We start from the raw sequence: 14,285 nt of genomic DNA, 5'->3' as shown, positions 1-14,285 counted from the left end.
CCCGCCGCAGCCGATGCCGCAGGGTCAGGGCCTGGAAGGCGTTCCCCCGCCCCGCCTGGCCCTGCCCGCCATCCGAAGCAGCAGCCCATCGCGCCAGACGAAGTGGTGCAGCAGCGCCATCGCGACATGGCCGAGGATCAGCGCCAGAAGCAGCCAGGCGAGCTTGCCATGCAGCAGGTCGGCCGGCGCGGACATCCATTCGATGCGCTGTCCCGTGCGCGGCACGATCTGGTGGCCGAAGAAGGCATAGCCCCGTCCATTGCCGAAGGCGCGCAGCAGGCCGAGCGCCGGGATGATCGCCATCAGCGCGTAGAGCGCCGCATGGCCCAGGCGCGCCGCCCGCCCCACGCCATTTCTCTCCTGCGCCGGCCGCCGCCCGCGGTTGCCCCAGGCCCAGGCGAGCCGCAGCAGGATCAGCGCCAGCAGCACCGTGCCGATGGATTGGTGCGTGCCGACCCAGAATGCCATCAGCGGCGTGCGGCCCAGGATCAGCCGCAGGATCATGCCGGTGAACTGCCACAGCAGGATCGCGGCCATCAGCCAATGCAGCAGCCGGGAGACCAGGCCGTAGCGTTCCGGCGTATCGCGCCACTGCCGCGTCATCCCAAGGCCCTTTCGTCGCGCGCCAGCTGCGCCCGCAGCACGGGCAGGATCACCGCCATCGCGGCCTCCCCCAGCATGGCCGCGTGCAGTGCCGGCACATCCACCACATCCAGCCGCGCGCAATAGGGCGCCCACATCTCCGGCGAGATCGCGCGCCCGACATGGTCGCGCGCGGCGCGGAAATGCAGGATGGCGCCGTCGTAGCGGCGGTGGCGATGCGCGCGCACAAGGCGGTTGTTCCCCTCCACCACCCGCACCACGCCATCCAGCGCCGCCTCCGGCAGCCGGCCGAGCGGCATGCCGCCGCGGCGGAGGAAATCGATCACCGGGCCGCGCTGCATCGGCAGCTCGGGATGCAGCGAGGGATCGTGGCCGGCGATGTTCAGCAGCGCGCCATAGATGGCCGCGTCATCCGGCTCCGGCGAGGCGCGCCAGGCGTCGGAGGGATAGGCATCCAGCATGGCCAGCAGGCCGACCTCGCGGCCCAGCTCGCGCAGCCGCACCGCCATGGCCTGGGCGATCAGCCCGCCGACGGACCAGCCGAGCAGGTTCACGGGCCCCTGCCCCGCCGCCCCCAGCACGCGGTCCGCGTAATCGGCCGCCAGCGCCTCCAGGCTCTCCTGCGGCGCCACGGCAGGATCGAGCGAGGGCGATTGCAGCCCCATGACCGTCCGCTCCGGCGCCAGCACGCGTGCCAGCCCGCCATAGCACCAGGCGATGCCGCCGGCGGGATGCACGGCGAAGATCGGCGCGCGCGCCGGCTCGCCGCGGCCCAGCACGATCAGCGACCGCAAGCCGTCATCCGGCGGCGGCAGCGCGGTGGAATCGAGCAGGGCTGCAAGCCGCGCAACCGTCGGATATTCGAAGAGCGCGCCGAGGCCGGGATCGCGGCCGAATGCGCGCTGCACGCCCTGCATCAGCTCCACCGCCAGCAGCGAATGACCGCCGAGGGCGAAGAAATCCTCCTCCGCGCCCACCGCCGCGACGCCCAGCGCTTGTGCGAAGAGCCTGGCGACGCGGTGTTCCGTCTCCGTCGCCGGAGCGCGGCCCGCGCTGGTCGCCTGGTCAGGCCGCGGCAAGGCGCGCTGGTCCAGCTTGCCGCTGGCATTCACCGGCAGCGCATCGAGCGTCACGAAGGCCGCCGGCACCATGTAGTCCGGCAGGCGCGCCGCCACATGGCCGCGCAACGCCGCGGCATCGTGATCCGCGCCGGGCACGAGATAGGCGACCAGCCGCCTGTCACCCGGCCGGTCCTCCCGCGCCACCACGCGGGCCTGGCGCAGCCCCGGAAAGCTTGCGATGGCAGCCTCGATCTCGCCGAGCTCGATGCGCTGGCCGCGCAGCTTCACCTGGCCGTCCGCGCGGCCGAGATAGAGGATCGCGCCATCCGCCCGGAAGCGCGCGAGATCCCCGGTGCGGTACATGCGCTGGCCGGGATGGAAGGGATCCGGCACGAAGGCTTGCGCCGTGCGCTCCGGCAGGCCGAGATAGCCGCGCGCCAGCTGCACGCCGGCGATGAAGAGATCGCCCGTGACGCCGGGCGGCAGCGGCCGCAGGGCGTGGTCGAGCACATAGAGCCGCGTATTCCACACGGGAAAACCGATCGGCATCGGGTCGCTGCGGTCGCCGCGCGAGGCGTCCCAGTAGCTGACATCGACGGCGGCCTCGGTGGGGCCATAGAGGTTGTGCAGCTCCGCCGCCATGGTCGCGTGGAAGCGGTCGCGCAGCTGCGGCGTCAGCGCCTCGCCGGAGCAGAAGACGCGGCGCATGGCGAGGCCGGCGGCTGCGTCATCGGCCAGGAAGGCGGCCAGCATCGCCGGCACGAAATGCGCGGTGGTGACGCGCTGGTCGCGGATCAGGCGCGCGATGGCGGCCGGGTCGCGATGCGCGCCGGGGGCGGCGATGACCATCGGCGCGCCGGCGATCAGCGGCAGGAAGAATTCCCAGACCGAGACATCGAAGGTGGCCGGCGTCTTCTGCAGGATGCGGTCGCCCGGCCCGATTCCGTAGTGGACGCGCATCCATTCCAGCCGGTTGACGATGGCGCGGTGTTCGATGACGGCGCCCTTCGGCTCCCCGGTGGAGCCCGAGGTATAGATCACATAGGCCGCATCGCCCGGCGCCGGGCCCGCCGGCGCCTTGCCCTCCGCTGGCCAGTCCGCGGGCGCCAGGAAGGCGCCGCCATCGGGCAGCGCCGCCTCGGCCAGGGCCAGGCGCGGCCGCGCGGTGGCCAGGATGCGGGCGTTGCGGGCGGCGGGGTGCGCAGCATCCAGCGGCAGATAGGCGGCGCCCGCGCGCAGCGTGCCGACCAGCGCGACGATCAGGTCGAAGGACCGCTCCAGCGCCACGGCGACGATGTCGCCCGGCCCGATGCCGCGCGCGGCCAGCGCGCCGGCCAGCGCCGCGCTGCGCCGGTCGAGCTCGCCACAGCTCATGGCGCGGCCTTCGAAGACCAGCGCCTCCGCCTCGGGCCGCGCCGCGAGCGTCGCCTCGATCAGGCCGACCAGCGTGGTGTCGGGCACGGGATGCGCGGTGGCGTTCACCGCATGGACGAAGTGCTGCGCCTCCTCCGGCGTCGCGGTGGGCAGGATGGCGAGGCTGCCGGCCTCCAGCGCGGCGGCGCAGAACTGCGCGGCGCGGGTGGCATGCGCCTGGGTTTCCTCCGCGCTGTGCAGCGTCGGGTTCGCCTCGATCTCCAGGTGCAGCGCCTGGGCAGCGGGGTCGCCGCGCAGGTCGAAGGTGAGGTCATCCACCGGGCCGGTGCCGAGCAGGTGCAGGCTGGCGGTCAGGCCCGGAAATTCGGGTAGCGCGTGATAGGGCTGGATATTCACGATCGGCCCATGCAGGCGGCGGCCGGCCCCGACGCGCCCGAGATCGCGGCGCAGCTGTTCGCCACGGTAGCGGCCGTGGCGGCGCAGCGCGGCGAGCTGGGTGGCCACATCCTCCACGCCCTCCTGCAAGGGGCGCGCCTCATCGAAGCGGATGCGCAGCGGCAGCACGTTCATCAGCGTCGCCGGCACGCGCGCGGCGGTGCTGCCGAAGCGATTCATGAAGGTGATGCCGATGCTCGATTCAACCTCGCCGGTCAGCCGCCGCACATAGGCGCCGAGCAGCGCGGTCATCACATCGGGCCAGGCCAGGTCCTGCGCCGCGGCGAGGCGGCGCAGCGCGGCGTTGGCCTCGGGCGGGATCGCCGCCTGGGCACGATGCACGGCGCGCGCGGTCAGCGCGACGCCTTGGCCGATGCCCACGACCTCCGGCGCATCCGACATGGCGGCGCGCCAGTATTCGGCATCGCGGAGGCGCCGTGGCGATCCCCGATAGGCCGCATCCTCCGCCAGCACCGCCGCGAAGGGCGCCAGCGGCGGTCCCGGATCGCTTCCCGTGACATGCGCGCCATAGAGCGCGCCGACGCGCCGCATCAGCAGCTCCGTGCCGAAACCGTCCAGCACCAGGTGATGCGCGCGGTGGTACCAGAGGTGGTGCCGGGGCGAGAGGCGGAACAGCATCTCGGCCGCCAGCGGCCCGCGCGCCGGATCCACGGGCGTGGCCATGTCGCGCGCCATCGCCGCGCGCGCCGCCTCCAGCGGATCCACCTCGCTGGCGAGATCCACGATCCGCAAAAAGGGCCGCAGCGCCGGGTCCGGCCGCTGCCGGACGCCCTCCGGTCCCTCCGCGATGCGGAAGGACAGCGCATCGGCCTCCGCCACCATGCCGTCCACCGCGGCGCGGAAGGCCTCGGCGTCGAGCGGCCCGCGCAGCTCCAGGTAGTGGCCGGTGTTGAACAGCGGGTTGCCGGGGTCGAGGCGCTGCGCATACCACAGGCCCTCCTGCGCCTCGGTCAGCACGCCGCCTTCCAGCGCCGTGCCGTCAAGCATCGCGGCGGCTGGCCCTCGCGCCTTCGGCGCGATTAGCTATCGCACGCTCCGCCAGGGCCCACCAGGCACCGAGCGTCACCTTCTCCGCCACCGCGGCGAGGTCGAGCGGCGCGCCCGCCTCCGCCCAGCGCGTCAGCAGCGCCATGGCGCGCATGGAATCCAGGCCGAGGTCGATCAGGCTCTCCTCGTCGTCGATCTCCTCCGGCGGCATGCGAAGCACGCGGGCGAGATCGGCGCGCATGCGCTCGTGCGTCATGGCCATGGCGGGGCCTCCCTTCAGCTTTCGGGCTGCTCGGCCAGCAGCCGCGCGCGCAGCCGTGCGCGCAGCTCCTTGCGGCTGATCTTGCCGACGGCGGTGGTCTCGAAACTGTCGACGAGCACGACCTGGTCCGGCACCTTGAAGTCGGCGATCTGGCGCTGGCGCATCCAGGCGCGGATCGCCGCCGGCTTCGGCTTCTCGCCGCGCGGGATGAGGAAGGCGCAGCTGCGCTCGCCCAGGAATTCGTCCGGCACGGAGACCACGGCGGCATCGAAGACATTCGGATGCGCCAGCAGGTGGTCCTCGATCTCCTCGGCCGAGATCTTCTCGCCCGCCCGGTTGATGTGGTCGCCGGCGCGGCCCTGCACCACCAGATAGCCCTCGGGCGTGCGGCTGACGATATCGCCGGTGCGGTAGTAGCCATCCGGCGTGAAGGACCGCGCATTGGCGGCCTCCTCGTTGTGATAGGCGCGGATGGTATAGGGGCCGCGCGCCAGCAGGTTGCCGGGCGTCCCCTCCGGCACCGGATGGCCCTGGTCGTCCAGTATCAGCACCTCGTCATCCGGGCTGATCGGCCGGCCTTGCGTCGTCAGCACCAGCTCGGGCGGGTCGTCCAGGCGGGTGTAGTTTACCAGCCCCTCCGCCATGCCGAAGACCTGCTGCAGCTGGCAGCGCGGCAGCGCCTCCGCCACGCGGCGCGCCGCTTCCGTGGTCAGCTTGGCGCCGCCGACCAGCAGCACCTTCAGGCTCGACAGGTCGTGCGGCGTGGTCGGCGCCGCCTCGGCCCAGAGCAGCGCCAGCGGCGGCACCAGGCCGGTGATGGTCACCCCTTCCCGCGCGATCAGCGGGAAAGCCACCTCCGGGCTCGGCGAGGGGCTGAGCACCACGCGGCCGCCGGCATAAAGCGCGCCGAGGTGGCCGGGGGAGCTCATCGGGAAGTTGTGCGCGGCGGGCAGCGCGACCATCAGCGCGCTCTCGGCGGTGACGCCGCAGATCTCGTTGCTCGCGCGGAAACTGTAGATGTAGTCGTCATGCGTGCGCGGGATGAGTTTCGACAGTCCCGTGGTGCCGCCGGAGATCTGCAGGAAGGCGACGGAGGAAGGGTCCGGGTCGGGCGGCAGCGCGGTGAGATCGCCATCCAGCGCGGCGAAGTCGGAAAACTCCTCGGCCTCGCCGAGGACGAAGACCTGCCGCAGGCCGGGCACCGCCTGCCGGGCCTCGCGCGCAAGGGCGCGATAGTCGAAGCCATCGGCACCGCGATCGGTGCAGATGTAGCCGGCGGCCTCCGCCTTGCGCAGGAAGTGGGTGATTTCCGTGAGCCGATGACCGGGCAGCGCATAGACCGGCACCAGCTGGGCGCGGAACAGGCCGAAGATGGCGCTGAAGAATTCGGGAAGATTGCCGAGCTGGACCACCACCCGGTCCCCCGGGCGCAGGCCGCTGGCGAGGAAGCCGGCCGCGGCCCGCCCGGCCCGCGCCCAGAGCTCGGCATAGCTCCAGCGCTGGTCGCCGCCGATGATGGCCAGCGCCTCCGGCCGCGCCTCCGCGCGCTGGCGCAGGAAGCCCGGCAGGGTCTCGCCGCGCCAATGGCCGGCGGCGCGATACCGGGCGGCGGCCTCGGCGGGCCAGACCTGACGAAGAGGAAGCAAGGCCGGTGTCCGTTCTGTCTGCGGCAAGGCGTGGGTTTAGTTGCGAATGATCCTCATTAGCGGTCCCGCCGGGGGGCGACAAGCACGGCCTGCTCAGCGCGCCCCTTCCCCCGCATCGCCCAGCGCATGCGCCACCAGGCTCACCCAATAGGCGGCGCCGATCGGCAGCAGGCCGTCATTGAAGTCGTAATGCGGGGTATGGACGTGGTGGTAGCTGCCATCCGGCGCAAAACCATTGCCCGCGAGCATGAAGGCGCCAGGGCGTTGCTGCAGCAGATAGGCAAAATCCTCGCCGGCGGTGATGGGCGGATAGTCGTCATCCACCGCCCCCAGCGCCGCGGCGGCGCGGGCGGCCAGCCGTACCTCGGCCGGGGTATTCACCACGGCCGGATAGGCATGCTGGTAGTCCACCTCCGCGACGCAGCCATGCGCCAGGGCACAGCCGGCGGCCAGTTCCCGCAACCGGCGCTCCATCACCTCCCGCGCCACGGGCAGGAAGGACCGGCCGGTGCCGGAGAGGAAGACCTCGGCCGGGATCACATTCGGCGCCCGCGCATCGCCGGCCACGATATGGCCGACGCTGAGCACCGCGGTCTGCCCGGCCGGGATATTGCGGCCGATCACGCTCTGCAGCGTGGCGATGAACTGGGCCATGGGCTGGGTGGGGTCGGTCGCGCGATGCGGCACGGCGCCATGGCCGCCGGTGCCGCGGAAGCGCACGGACCAGCCATCCACATTGGCCAGCATCGGCCCGGTACGAGTCCCGAAGCGGCCCAGCGCCAGGCCGGGCTCATTGTGCAGGCCGAAGACGGCATCGGCGGGGAAGCGCTCGAACAGCCCCTCCTCCACCATCAGCCGGCCACCGGCCAGGCCTTCCTCGGCGGGCTGGAAGATGAAGTGCACGGTGCCGTGGAAATCCGGATGCTCCGCCAGGTACCGCGCGGCGCCAAGCAGCATGGTGGTATGCCCGTCATGGCCGCAGGCATGCATCACGCCGGGGGTCTGGGAGGCATGGGCCAGACCCGTCGCCTCCTGGATCGGCAGCGCGTCCATATCGGCGCGCAGGGCGATGGCGCCGCCGGGGCCGCGCCGGCCGCGCAGCGTGCCGACCACCCCGGTGCGGGCGATTCCCTCGACCACCGCGATCCCCCAGCCGCGCAGCTTCGCCGCGACCAGGGCCGCGGTGCGGGTCTCCGCAAAGCCCAGCTCCGGGTGGCGGTGCAGGTCGTGGCGGATGGCGGTGAGCTCCGCCTCATGGCGCGCGAGGCGCGCGAGCAGGTCCGGGGCCAAGGTCATCTCGCGGCTTGTGGTTGCGAGTGAGTGTTACTTGCAGTACCTCCGCCCGGCAAGCATCCCGCCAAACGCGGCGGGTGATGAGGTGAAGCCCATTTCCGGCGCCTTCCAGATTCCCCCCGACATCGCCTGCCTGGCCGATTACGAACGCCATGCGCAGGCGCGGCTGCCGGCGCCGGCCTGGGCCTATCTCTCGGGCGGCGCGGCGGATGAGCTGACGCTGGCGCGCAACCGCGCGGCCTTCGACGCCATTCCGCTGCAGGGCCGCGTCTTCGCGGATCTGCGCGGCGGCGGCACGCGGCTCGACCTGCTGGGCGAAAGCCTGGAGCATCCCATCCTGCTCGCCCCCGTGGCGCATCACCGCCTGGCCTGCCCGCAGGCGGAGGTGGCGACTGCGGTGGGGGCCACCGGCGCCAGGGCGCTGATGGTGGCCAGCACCGAGTCGGACAGCCCGATCGAGGAGATCGCGGCGGCGGCGCGGGGCCGCTTCTGGTTCCAGCTCTATATCCAGCACGACCGCGCCTTCACCCTGGCGCTGCTGGCCCGCGCCGAGCGCGCCGGGGCGCGCGCCATCCTCGTGACGGCCGATGCGCCGGTCAGCGGCTTCCGCAACCGCGAGCAGCGCGCCGGCGTCACCCCCGCGGCGCTGGGGGAGGCGGTGAATCTGCGCGGCGCCCGGCCCGGACCCCTGCCCCAGGCCGGGCTGGGCGAGAGCCTGCTGTTCAACGGCTTCCTCGACCAGGCCGCGCGCTGGGAGGATTTCGCCCGGCTGCGCGCCGCCACGAAGCTGCCGCTTCTGGTGAAGGGGATCACCGCGCCGGAGGATGCCGAGCGCGCGATCCGGGAGGGCGCGGATGGGCTGGTGGTCTCCAACCATGGCGGCCGGGTGCTCGATTCGCAGCCCGCCACCATCGAGGTCCTGCCCGCCATCGCCCGCAGGGTGGCCGGGCGGGTGCCGCTGCTGCTGGATGGCGGGATCCGCCGGGGCACGGATGTGCTGAAGGCGCTGGCGCTGGGTGCCTCGGCGGTGCTGATCGGCCGGCCCTATGTTTTCGCTCTGGCCGTGGCGGGGCCCGCCGGTGTGGCGCATGCGCTGCATATCCTGCGCAGCGAATTCGAGGTGGCGATGGCGCTGACCGGCTGCCGCAGCCTGGCCGAGATCGGGCCTGGGGTGATCTGGCGGCCTGCCCAGGCGGATGTTGCCGCAATGCCACAGGGCGCGTCGGCGGGTAACGAAACATGACCGGATGACGGAAGGTTACTTGCGACTGATTCTTAGTTGCAGCAAAACACGGCCAGTGAGCGCTAACCCTGCCGGCGGCGCGTAGTTGAGGAAAGCACCATGGCTGCCAGGCCGACATTGCGAAGCATCGTCTCCCAATCCGCCTTCGGCGCCGGCCTTGCGGCCAGCATGATGCTGGGCGGCGGCGTGGCCGCGCAGGCCCAGACCCAGACGGGCACGGAGCCCCAGGCCGCCGCAGAGACCGCCCCCGAGCTGCGCCTGCCGCAGGTCGGCGTGGTGGGCGAGCAGCCGGCCAATACGCTGCGCGGCACCACGGGCCTGGGCCGCCTCTCCGGCCCGATCCAGAGCCTGCCGCAGACCATCCAGGTGGTGCCGCAGGAGGTGCTGCGCCAGCAGAATGTGACGACGCTGGAGCAGGCGCTGCGCAATGTGCCGGGCATCACCTCCTCGGTCGGCGAGGGCAATGGCGGCGTCAATGGCGACCAGCTCCGCATCCGCGGCTTCAATGCGCAGAACGACCTGTATGTCGACGGGCTGCGCGACTTCGGCACCTTCCGCCGCGATGCCTTCACCTTCGAGGAGGTGCAGGCGCTGCTCGGCCCCTCCGGCCAGACCTTTGGTGCGGGCTCGGCCGGCGGCACGGTGAACGTGGTCAGCCGCACGCCGCGGCTCGGCAACTTCTTCAATGTCGAGGCGACCGCCGGCATGGGGCCGCTGTTCCGCGGCACGGCCGATGCGAACTACCAGCTGAGCGAAACCTCGGCGATGCGCCTCAATGTCATGGGGCAGCAGTCGCGCACCTCCGGCCGCGACATGCCCTTCGGCAGCCGCTGGGGCGTCGCCCCCTCCATCGCCTTCGGCCTGGGGACGGATACGACCTTCACGCTGGAATACCTGCACTACGAATATGACGAGCCGACCGATACCGGCGTGCCGGTGCTGACGCGCCCGGGCAGCAGCGTGGGCCAGCCGATCACCGAATACGGCGTCAGCCGCAACACCTGGTATGGCACGCCGACGGATCGCGACAAGTCGACGCTGGACCGCATCACGGCGCGGCTGCAGCACAATGCGACGGATTGGCTGACGATCTACAACGACACGCGCGCCAGCCACCAGGAACGCTTCTTCAGCTACAGCATCCTGGGCTGCGACACGACCTGCGTCGGCAATTTCTTCAACCGCACCGGCACGCCGCAATACACCTATAGCGGCGCCGGCTCGCCCTATGATTCCACCACCTGGGGCGTGCAGAACGTCACCACGGCCGTGGCGCGCTACAACACCTGGGGCTTCCGGCACGAGACGACGCTGGGGCTCGATGGCTGGTACGAGGATTTCGAGCGCACCGGCTACAGCTACGGCGCCGACCGCTCCGCCTTCCGCGGCAATCTCTTCGACGCGGACAACGACACCTCCTATGGCTACACGCGCTCGACCGCCGCGAATGCGACGCGCGCCGCGCAGACCACCGCCGTCGGCGTCTTCGCCAGCGAGCGGCTGTGGCTGACGCCGGAATTCTCCGTGCTCGGCGGGGTGCGCTGGAACCGCTTCCAGACCGACTACCAGTCCTATGGCCCGGGCATCGCGCAGACCGAGCTGAACGCCGACAACAGCTTCGTCGATCCGCGCGCCTCGATCATCTGGGAGCCGACGCGCGACTACACCTTCTACGTCTCCTACGCGCAGTCCTCCTTCGCGCCGGGCTCCAACTGGGCGACCCAGCCCGGCCAGGCCTCGGCGAACAACACGCGGCTGGAGCCGGAGCGCAACACGATCTACGAGGCCGGCGCGCGCGGCAGCTTCCTCGACGGGCGGCTCGGGCTGAGCGCGGCGGTCTACCAGATCACCAAGAACAACGCGACGGAGACGGATGCGCTGACCGGCACGGTCTTCTCCTCCGGCGACCGCCAGCGGATCCAGGGCGTGGATCTCGGCGCCACCGGCCAGCTGATGCCGAACTGGACGCTGAATGCGCGCTACAGCTTCATGGACAGCGAGACCACGCGTTCGCTGACCGCGGCCAATGTCGGAAAGGAGGTGCAGCTGGTGCCGGAACACTCCGCCACGCTCTGGACCGCCTATGAGATCGGCCGCGGCGAGCGGCGGAACCTGACCATCGGCGGCGGCATCACCTATGCCAGCAGCATCTACCTGAACGCCGGCAATACCCAGGAAGTGCCGGAGACCTTCTCGCTGGATGCCTTCGCCTCGCACCGGCTGAACGATCAGGTGACGCTGCGCGTCAACGGCTACAACCTGACCGACCAGCGCAACTACACGCAGGCCACGAGCGGCCGCGCGGTGCTGGGCACGGGCCGGGCCTTCACCATGAGCCTGGCGGCGAGCTTCTGAACCACCCGGCCCCGCGGTGGGGCCGGACCGAGACGACGCGAAGGGGCTGTCCGGATGCAGATCCGGCCAGCCCCTTCGGCGTGACGAGAGGAAACGGGCCATGCTGGTGCATATCGAGAATGTCCTGACGGCCGAGGAGGTCGCGCATTGCCGGCAGCGGCTGGAGCGGGCGGACTGGGTGGATGGCCGCGTCACCGCCGGCGATCAGTCAGCCAAGGTGAAGCAGAACCTGCAGGTGCCGGAGGATTCGGCCGCGGGCCGCGAGCTGGGCGAGATCGTGCTGCGCGCGCTGCGCCGATCGCCGCTCTTCACCTCCGCCGTGCTGCCGCTGCGGATCTATCCGCCGATGTTCAACCGCTATGACATCGGCATGACCTTCGACACGCATGTCGACAATGCGATCCGTGCCCTGCCCGGCGGCGCGCGCATGCGCACCGATGTCTCCTCCACCCTCTTCCTCACCCCGCCCGAGGATTACGACGGCGGCGAGCTGGTGGTGGAGGATACCTATGGCGCGCAGTCGGTGAAGCTGCCGGCGGGCGACATGGTGATCTACCCCTCCACCAGCCTGCATCGCGTCAATCCGGTGACGCGCGGCAGCCGCTGGGCGTCCTTCTTCTGGACGCAGTCGATGATCGACGACGACCGGCAGCGCCGGCTGCTGTTCGAGATGGACATGTCCATCATCCAGATGCGGATGGTGGTGCCGGACGACCATCCGAGCGTGCTCGGCCTGACCGGCTGCTACCACAACCTGATGCGCATGTGGTGCAAGACCTGAGGCTGCGCCTCGGGTTTCGCGCTCATCTTCGCTTATCGAGGACTGCATGACCAAGCTGTTCCCCCTCGCCGCCGACCATGCTGAAGACTCCCGCGCCTGGTCGCGGCGCGCCGCGCTGCTCGGCGCCGCGGCCCTGCTCTGCGCGCCTGTGACGCTGCGCAGCCAGGTGCTGTCCCGCCGCCCGGTGACGCTGGTGCTGCCCTTCACGCCCGGCGCGCCGCCCGATGTGGTGGCGCGCATCCTGGCGGAAGGAATGCAGCGCCGCCTCGGCAATGCCGTTGTGGTGGAAAACCGGCCTGGCGCCAGCGGCAATATCGGCGCCGACCTGGTGGCGCGCGCGGCGCCGGATGGCCATACGCTGCTGGTGCACACCTCGACGCTGGTGATGAATGCGAGCCTCTATCGCTCCCTCACCTACGATCCGCTCACCTCCTTCGCGCCGATCACGGCGCTGGTCGATGTGGATTATGCGCTGGTGCTGCATCCTTCGGGCGGCGCCTCGCTCGAGCAATTCCTGGCGCGGGCGCGGGCGCAGCCGGGCGTGCTGAACTACGCCTCCCCCGGCATCGGCACCCCGCATCACCTGACCATGGAGCTGTTCAAGCGCGCGGCCGGCGTGGACGTCACGCATGTGCCCTATCGCGGCACGGGGCCCGCCGTGACGGATCTGCTGGGCGGCCAGGTGGCCGCGATGTTCATGCCGGTGAATGCGGCGCTGGAGCTGGGGCGCGGCGGGCTGGTGCAGTCCGTCGCGGTGGCCTCCCCCGCCCGGCTGCGGCTGATGCCGGAGGTGCGGACGGTGGCCGAGCAGGGCGTGCCCGGCGTGACCATCAAGGACTGGTTCGCGCTGCTCGCCCCTGCCCGCACGCCGGCGCCCATCCTGGAGTTGCATACGGAAACCGCGCGCGCCGTGCTGGCGGAGCCCGAGGTGGCGCAGGCCCTGACGGCGCAGGGCTTCAACCTGCTGGGCGGCCCCGCCGCGGCGCTCGGCGCCACCATGGCGGCGGATCTGGAACGCTGGGCCAGCGTGGTGCGGGAGGCGCATATCACCGCGGAGTAAGCGCCAGCCGCGATGCGCCAGCGTGCCACCCCAATCGCGGCATGTCGGTGAGGGAGGATGACCATGTCCGGCGGCAACTGCTGCCGGATGGCCGCTATGACGAGGCGCGCGGAAGGCGGCGCAGCGCCTATCGCGGGCGCTACGAGATTCGCGGCGGCCATATCGACCACTGGGACGATACCGGCCTCACCGCGGAGGACCCCTTCGTCGATGCGAATACGCTGAACCACGGCGGCATGGTGTTCCGGCGGGAGAAACAGGGCCGATCGCGCCTCAGGCCGGCAGCACGACCCGCGCCCGCAGGCCCGCGTCGCGCGGTTCTTCAACGTCGCGGAGCCGCATTATCAGGCGCGGGCGAGGTGCCATCTCCTCCAGCAGCCGCCGGGGCAGCCTCATGCGGAAGGAGAACCATCATGTCGGCACAGGCAAAGCGCGTCGCCATCGTCACCGGCGCGTCACGCGGCATCGGCGCGGCCATCGCGACACGGCTCGCGCAGGACGTCTTCGCCGTCATCCTCATCACGCGCGCAGCGCCGGAAAGGCGGAGGCCTTGGCCACGCGGATCGTCGCGGAGGGCGGCGCCCCCATCCCCCTTGCCGCGATGTCGCCGATCCCGCGACCTTCCGGCGCCTCTGAGAGCCAGGTGGCGGTGAACCTGCGCGGCCGCTGCAATGGCCTGCGCGAAGCGGCCCGGCGTCCGCGGACGGGCGGGCGTTTCATCAACCTCTCGACCAGCGTGCTCGGCATGCGGCTCGAGAATTACGGCATCTATGCCGCCACCAGGGCGGCGGTGGAGGCGCTTACGGGGATCCTGGCAAAGGAACGGCGCGGACGTGACATCACCGTCAATCCAGTTGCGCCCGGCCGTTTGGGCACGGCGCTGTTCCTGATTGAGTCCGCTCGGCCGCCTCGGCACGCCGGCGGATATCGCGGCGGCTGTTTCCTTGCTGACCGGGCCGGATCGCGGCTGGATTAGCGGCCAGGCGCTGCGGGCCAATGGCGGATCGGTATGATGGCCGGCGGGAGGATGATGTAAACGCGAAAACCCGCCGGACCGTGTTGGGTCTGGCGGGTTTGTATTCGCATTGGGATGCGGGGACAGGATTTGAACCTGTGACCTTCAGGTTATGAGCCTGACGAGCTACCGGGCTGCTCCACCCCGCG

The 14,285-nt window shown here is 71.3% G+C and carries 11 protein-coding genes and 1 tRNA gene; 6 read left to right on the top strand and 6 right to left on the bottom strand.

Annotated elements, in window-relative coordinates; all coding sequences use genetic code 11:
• Positions 1-24: 24 nt before the first annotated feature.
• The 5 genes from ACTIF1_RS20180 to ACTIF1_RS20160 form a co-directional block, all read right to left on the bottom strand.
• The gene (locus ACTIF1_RS20180; RefSeq protein WP_439598257.1) at positions 25-603 is read right to left on the bottom strand and encodes a cytochrome b; all 579 of its coding nucleotides are present in this window, start codon (positions 601-603) and stop codon (positions 25-27) included.
• On the bottom strand, positions 600-4,481 hold the full coding sequence (locus tag ACTIF1_RS20175) for an amino acid adenylation domain-containing protein (protein WP_439598256.1): 3,882 nt from the start codon (positions 4,479-4,481) through the stop codon (positions 600-602). Before ACTIF1_RS20175 ends, ACTIF1_RS20180 begins: the two co-directional genes overlap by 4 nt.
• Entirely contained in the window at positions 4,474-4,743 is a 270-nt protein-coding gene (locus ACTIF1_RS20170) for a phosphopantetheine-binding protein (protein ID WP_439598255.1), read from the bottom strand. Before ACTIF1_RS20170 ends, ACTIF1_RS20175 begins: the two co-directional genes overlap by 8 nt.
• Positions 4,744-4,757: 14 nt before the next feature.
• Complete coding sequence (locus ACTIF1_RS20165) at positions 4,758-6,389, bottom strand: (2,3-dihydroxybenzoyl)adenylate synthase (protein WP_439598254.1); 1,632 nt, start codon at positions 6,387-6,389, stop codon at positions 4,758-4,760.
• 93 nt (positions 6,390-6,482) lie between these two features.
• Positions 6,483-7,685 carry a M20 aminoacylase family protein gene (locus ACTIF1_RS20160; RefSeq protein WP_439598253.1) on the bottom strand — a complete coding sequence of 401 codons (1,203 nt, stop codon included), beginning with the start codon at positions 7,683-7,685 and terminating at the stop codon, positions 6,483-6,485.
• Between the two features lie 82 nt (positions 7,686-7,767).
• Here ACTIF1_RS20160 and ACTIF1_RS20155 point away from each other — a divergent pair, with 82 nt between their 5' ends.
• From ACTIF1_RS20155 to ACTIF1_RS20130, 6 genes are all read left to right on the top strand, one after another.
• Entirely contained in the window at positions 7,768-8,925 is a 1,158-nt protein-coding gene (locus tag ACTIF1_RS20155; protein ID WP_439598252.1) for an alpha-hydroxy acid oxidase, read from the top strand.
• A gap of 99 nt (positions 8,926-9,024) precedes the next feature.
• Positions 9,025-11,280, top strand: coding sequence for a TonB-dependent receptor (locus tag ACTIF1_RS20150; RefSeq protein WP_439598251.1), 2,256 nt, complete (start codon positions 9,025-9,027; stop codon positions 11,278-11,280).
• Between the two features lie 100 nt (positions 11,281-11,380).
• Positions 11,381-12,061 carry a Fe2+-dependent dioxygenase gene (locus tag ACTIF1_RS20145; protein WP_439598250.1) on the top strand — a complete coding sequence of 227 codons (681 nt, stop codon included), beginning with the start codon at positions 11,381-11,383 and terminating at the stop codon, positions 12,059-12,061.
• A gap of 46 nt (positions 12,062-12,107) precedes the next feature.
• Positions 12,108-13,121 (top strand): tripartite tricarboxylate transporter substrate binding protein, encoded by a 1,014-nt coding sequence (locus ACTIF1_RS20140; RefSeq protein ID WP_439598249.1) that lies wholly within the window; start codon positions 12,108-12,110, stop codon positions 13,119-13,121.
• Positions 13,079-13,774, top strand: a complete 696-nt coding sequence (locus ACTIF1_RS20135) for an Atu4866 domain-containing protein (RefSeq protein ID WP_439598311.1) — start codon at positions 13,079-13,081, stop codon at positions 13,772-13,774. The genes ACTIF1_RS20140 and ACTIF1_RS20135 overlap by 43 nt, the downstream gene beginning before the upstream one ends.
• A complete protein-coding gene (locus ACTIF1_RS20130) occupies positions 13,672-14,097 on the top strand; it encodes an SDR family oxidoreductase (RefSeq protein ID WP_439598248.1) in 426 nt (141 codons plus the stop codon). Before ACTIF1_RS20135 ends, ACTIF1_RS20130 begins: the two co-directional genes overlap by 103 nt.
• A 114-nt stretch (positions 14,098-14,211) precedes the next feature.
• Here the strand turns inward: ACTIF1_RS20130 and ACTIF1_RS20125 are convergent.
• A tRNA-Met gene (locus tag ACTIF1_RS20125) sits at positions 14,212-14,285 on the bottom strand.

This window comes from Falsiroseomonas sp. (assembly GCF_051860665.1).
Lineage (GTDB): Bacteria > Pseudomonadota > Alphaproteobacteria > Acetobacterales > Acetobacteraceae > Falsiroseomonas.
This window is presented reverse-complemented; position numbering and strand designations above follow the sequence as displayed.

What these genes read in the sequence shown, in the direction of transcription:
- ACTIF1_RS20160 (WP_439598253.1), bottom strand. Translation starts at nt 7,685, where the DNA reads ATGACCTTGGCCCCGGACCTGCTCGCGCGCCTCGCGCGCCATGAGGCG.
- ACTIF1_RS20170 (WP_439598255.1), bottom strand. Translation starts at nt 4,743, where the DNA reads ATGGCCATGACGCACGAGCGCATGCGCGCCGATCTCGCCCGCGTGCTT.
- ACTIF1_RS20175 (WP_439598256.1), bottom strand. Translation starts at nt 4,481, where the DNA reads ATGCTTGACGGCACGGCGCTGGAAGGCGGCGTGCTGACCGAGGCGCAG.
- ACTIF1_RS20140 (WP_439598249.1), top strand. Translation starts at nt 12,108, where the DNA reads ATGACCAAGCTGTTCCCCCTCGCCGCCGACCATGCTGAAGACTCCCGC.
- ACTIF1_RS20150 (WP_439598251.1), top strand. Translation starts at nt 9,025, where the DNA reads ATGGCTGCCAGGCCGACATTGCGAAGCATCGTCTCCCAATCCGCCTTC.
- ACTIF1_RS20145 (WP_439598250.1), top strand. Translation starts at nt 11,381, where the DNA reads ATGCTGGTGCATATCGAGAATGTCCTGACGGCCGAGGAGGTCGCGCAT.
- ACTIF1_RS20180 (WP_439598257.1), bottom strand. Translation starts at nt 603, where the DNA reads ATGACGCGGCAGTGGCGCGATACGCCGGAACGCTACGGCCTGGTCTCC.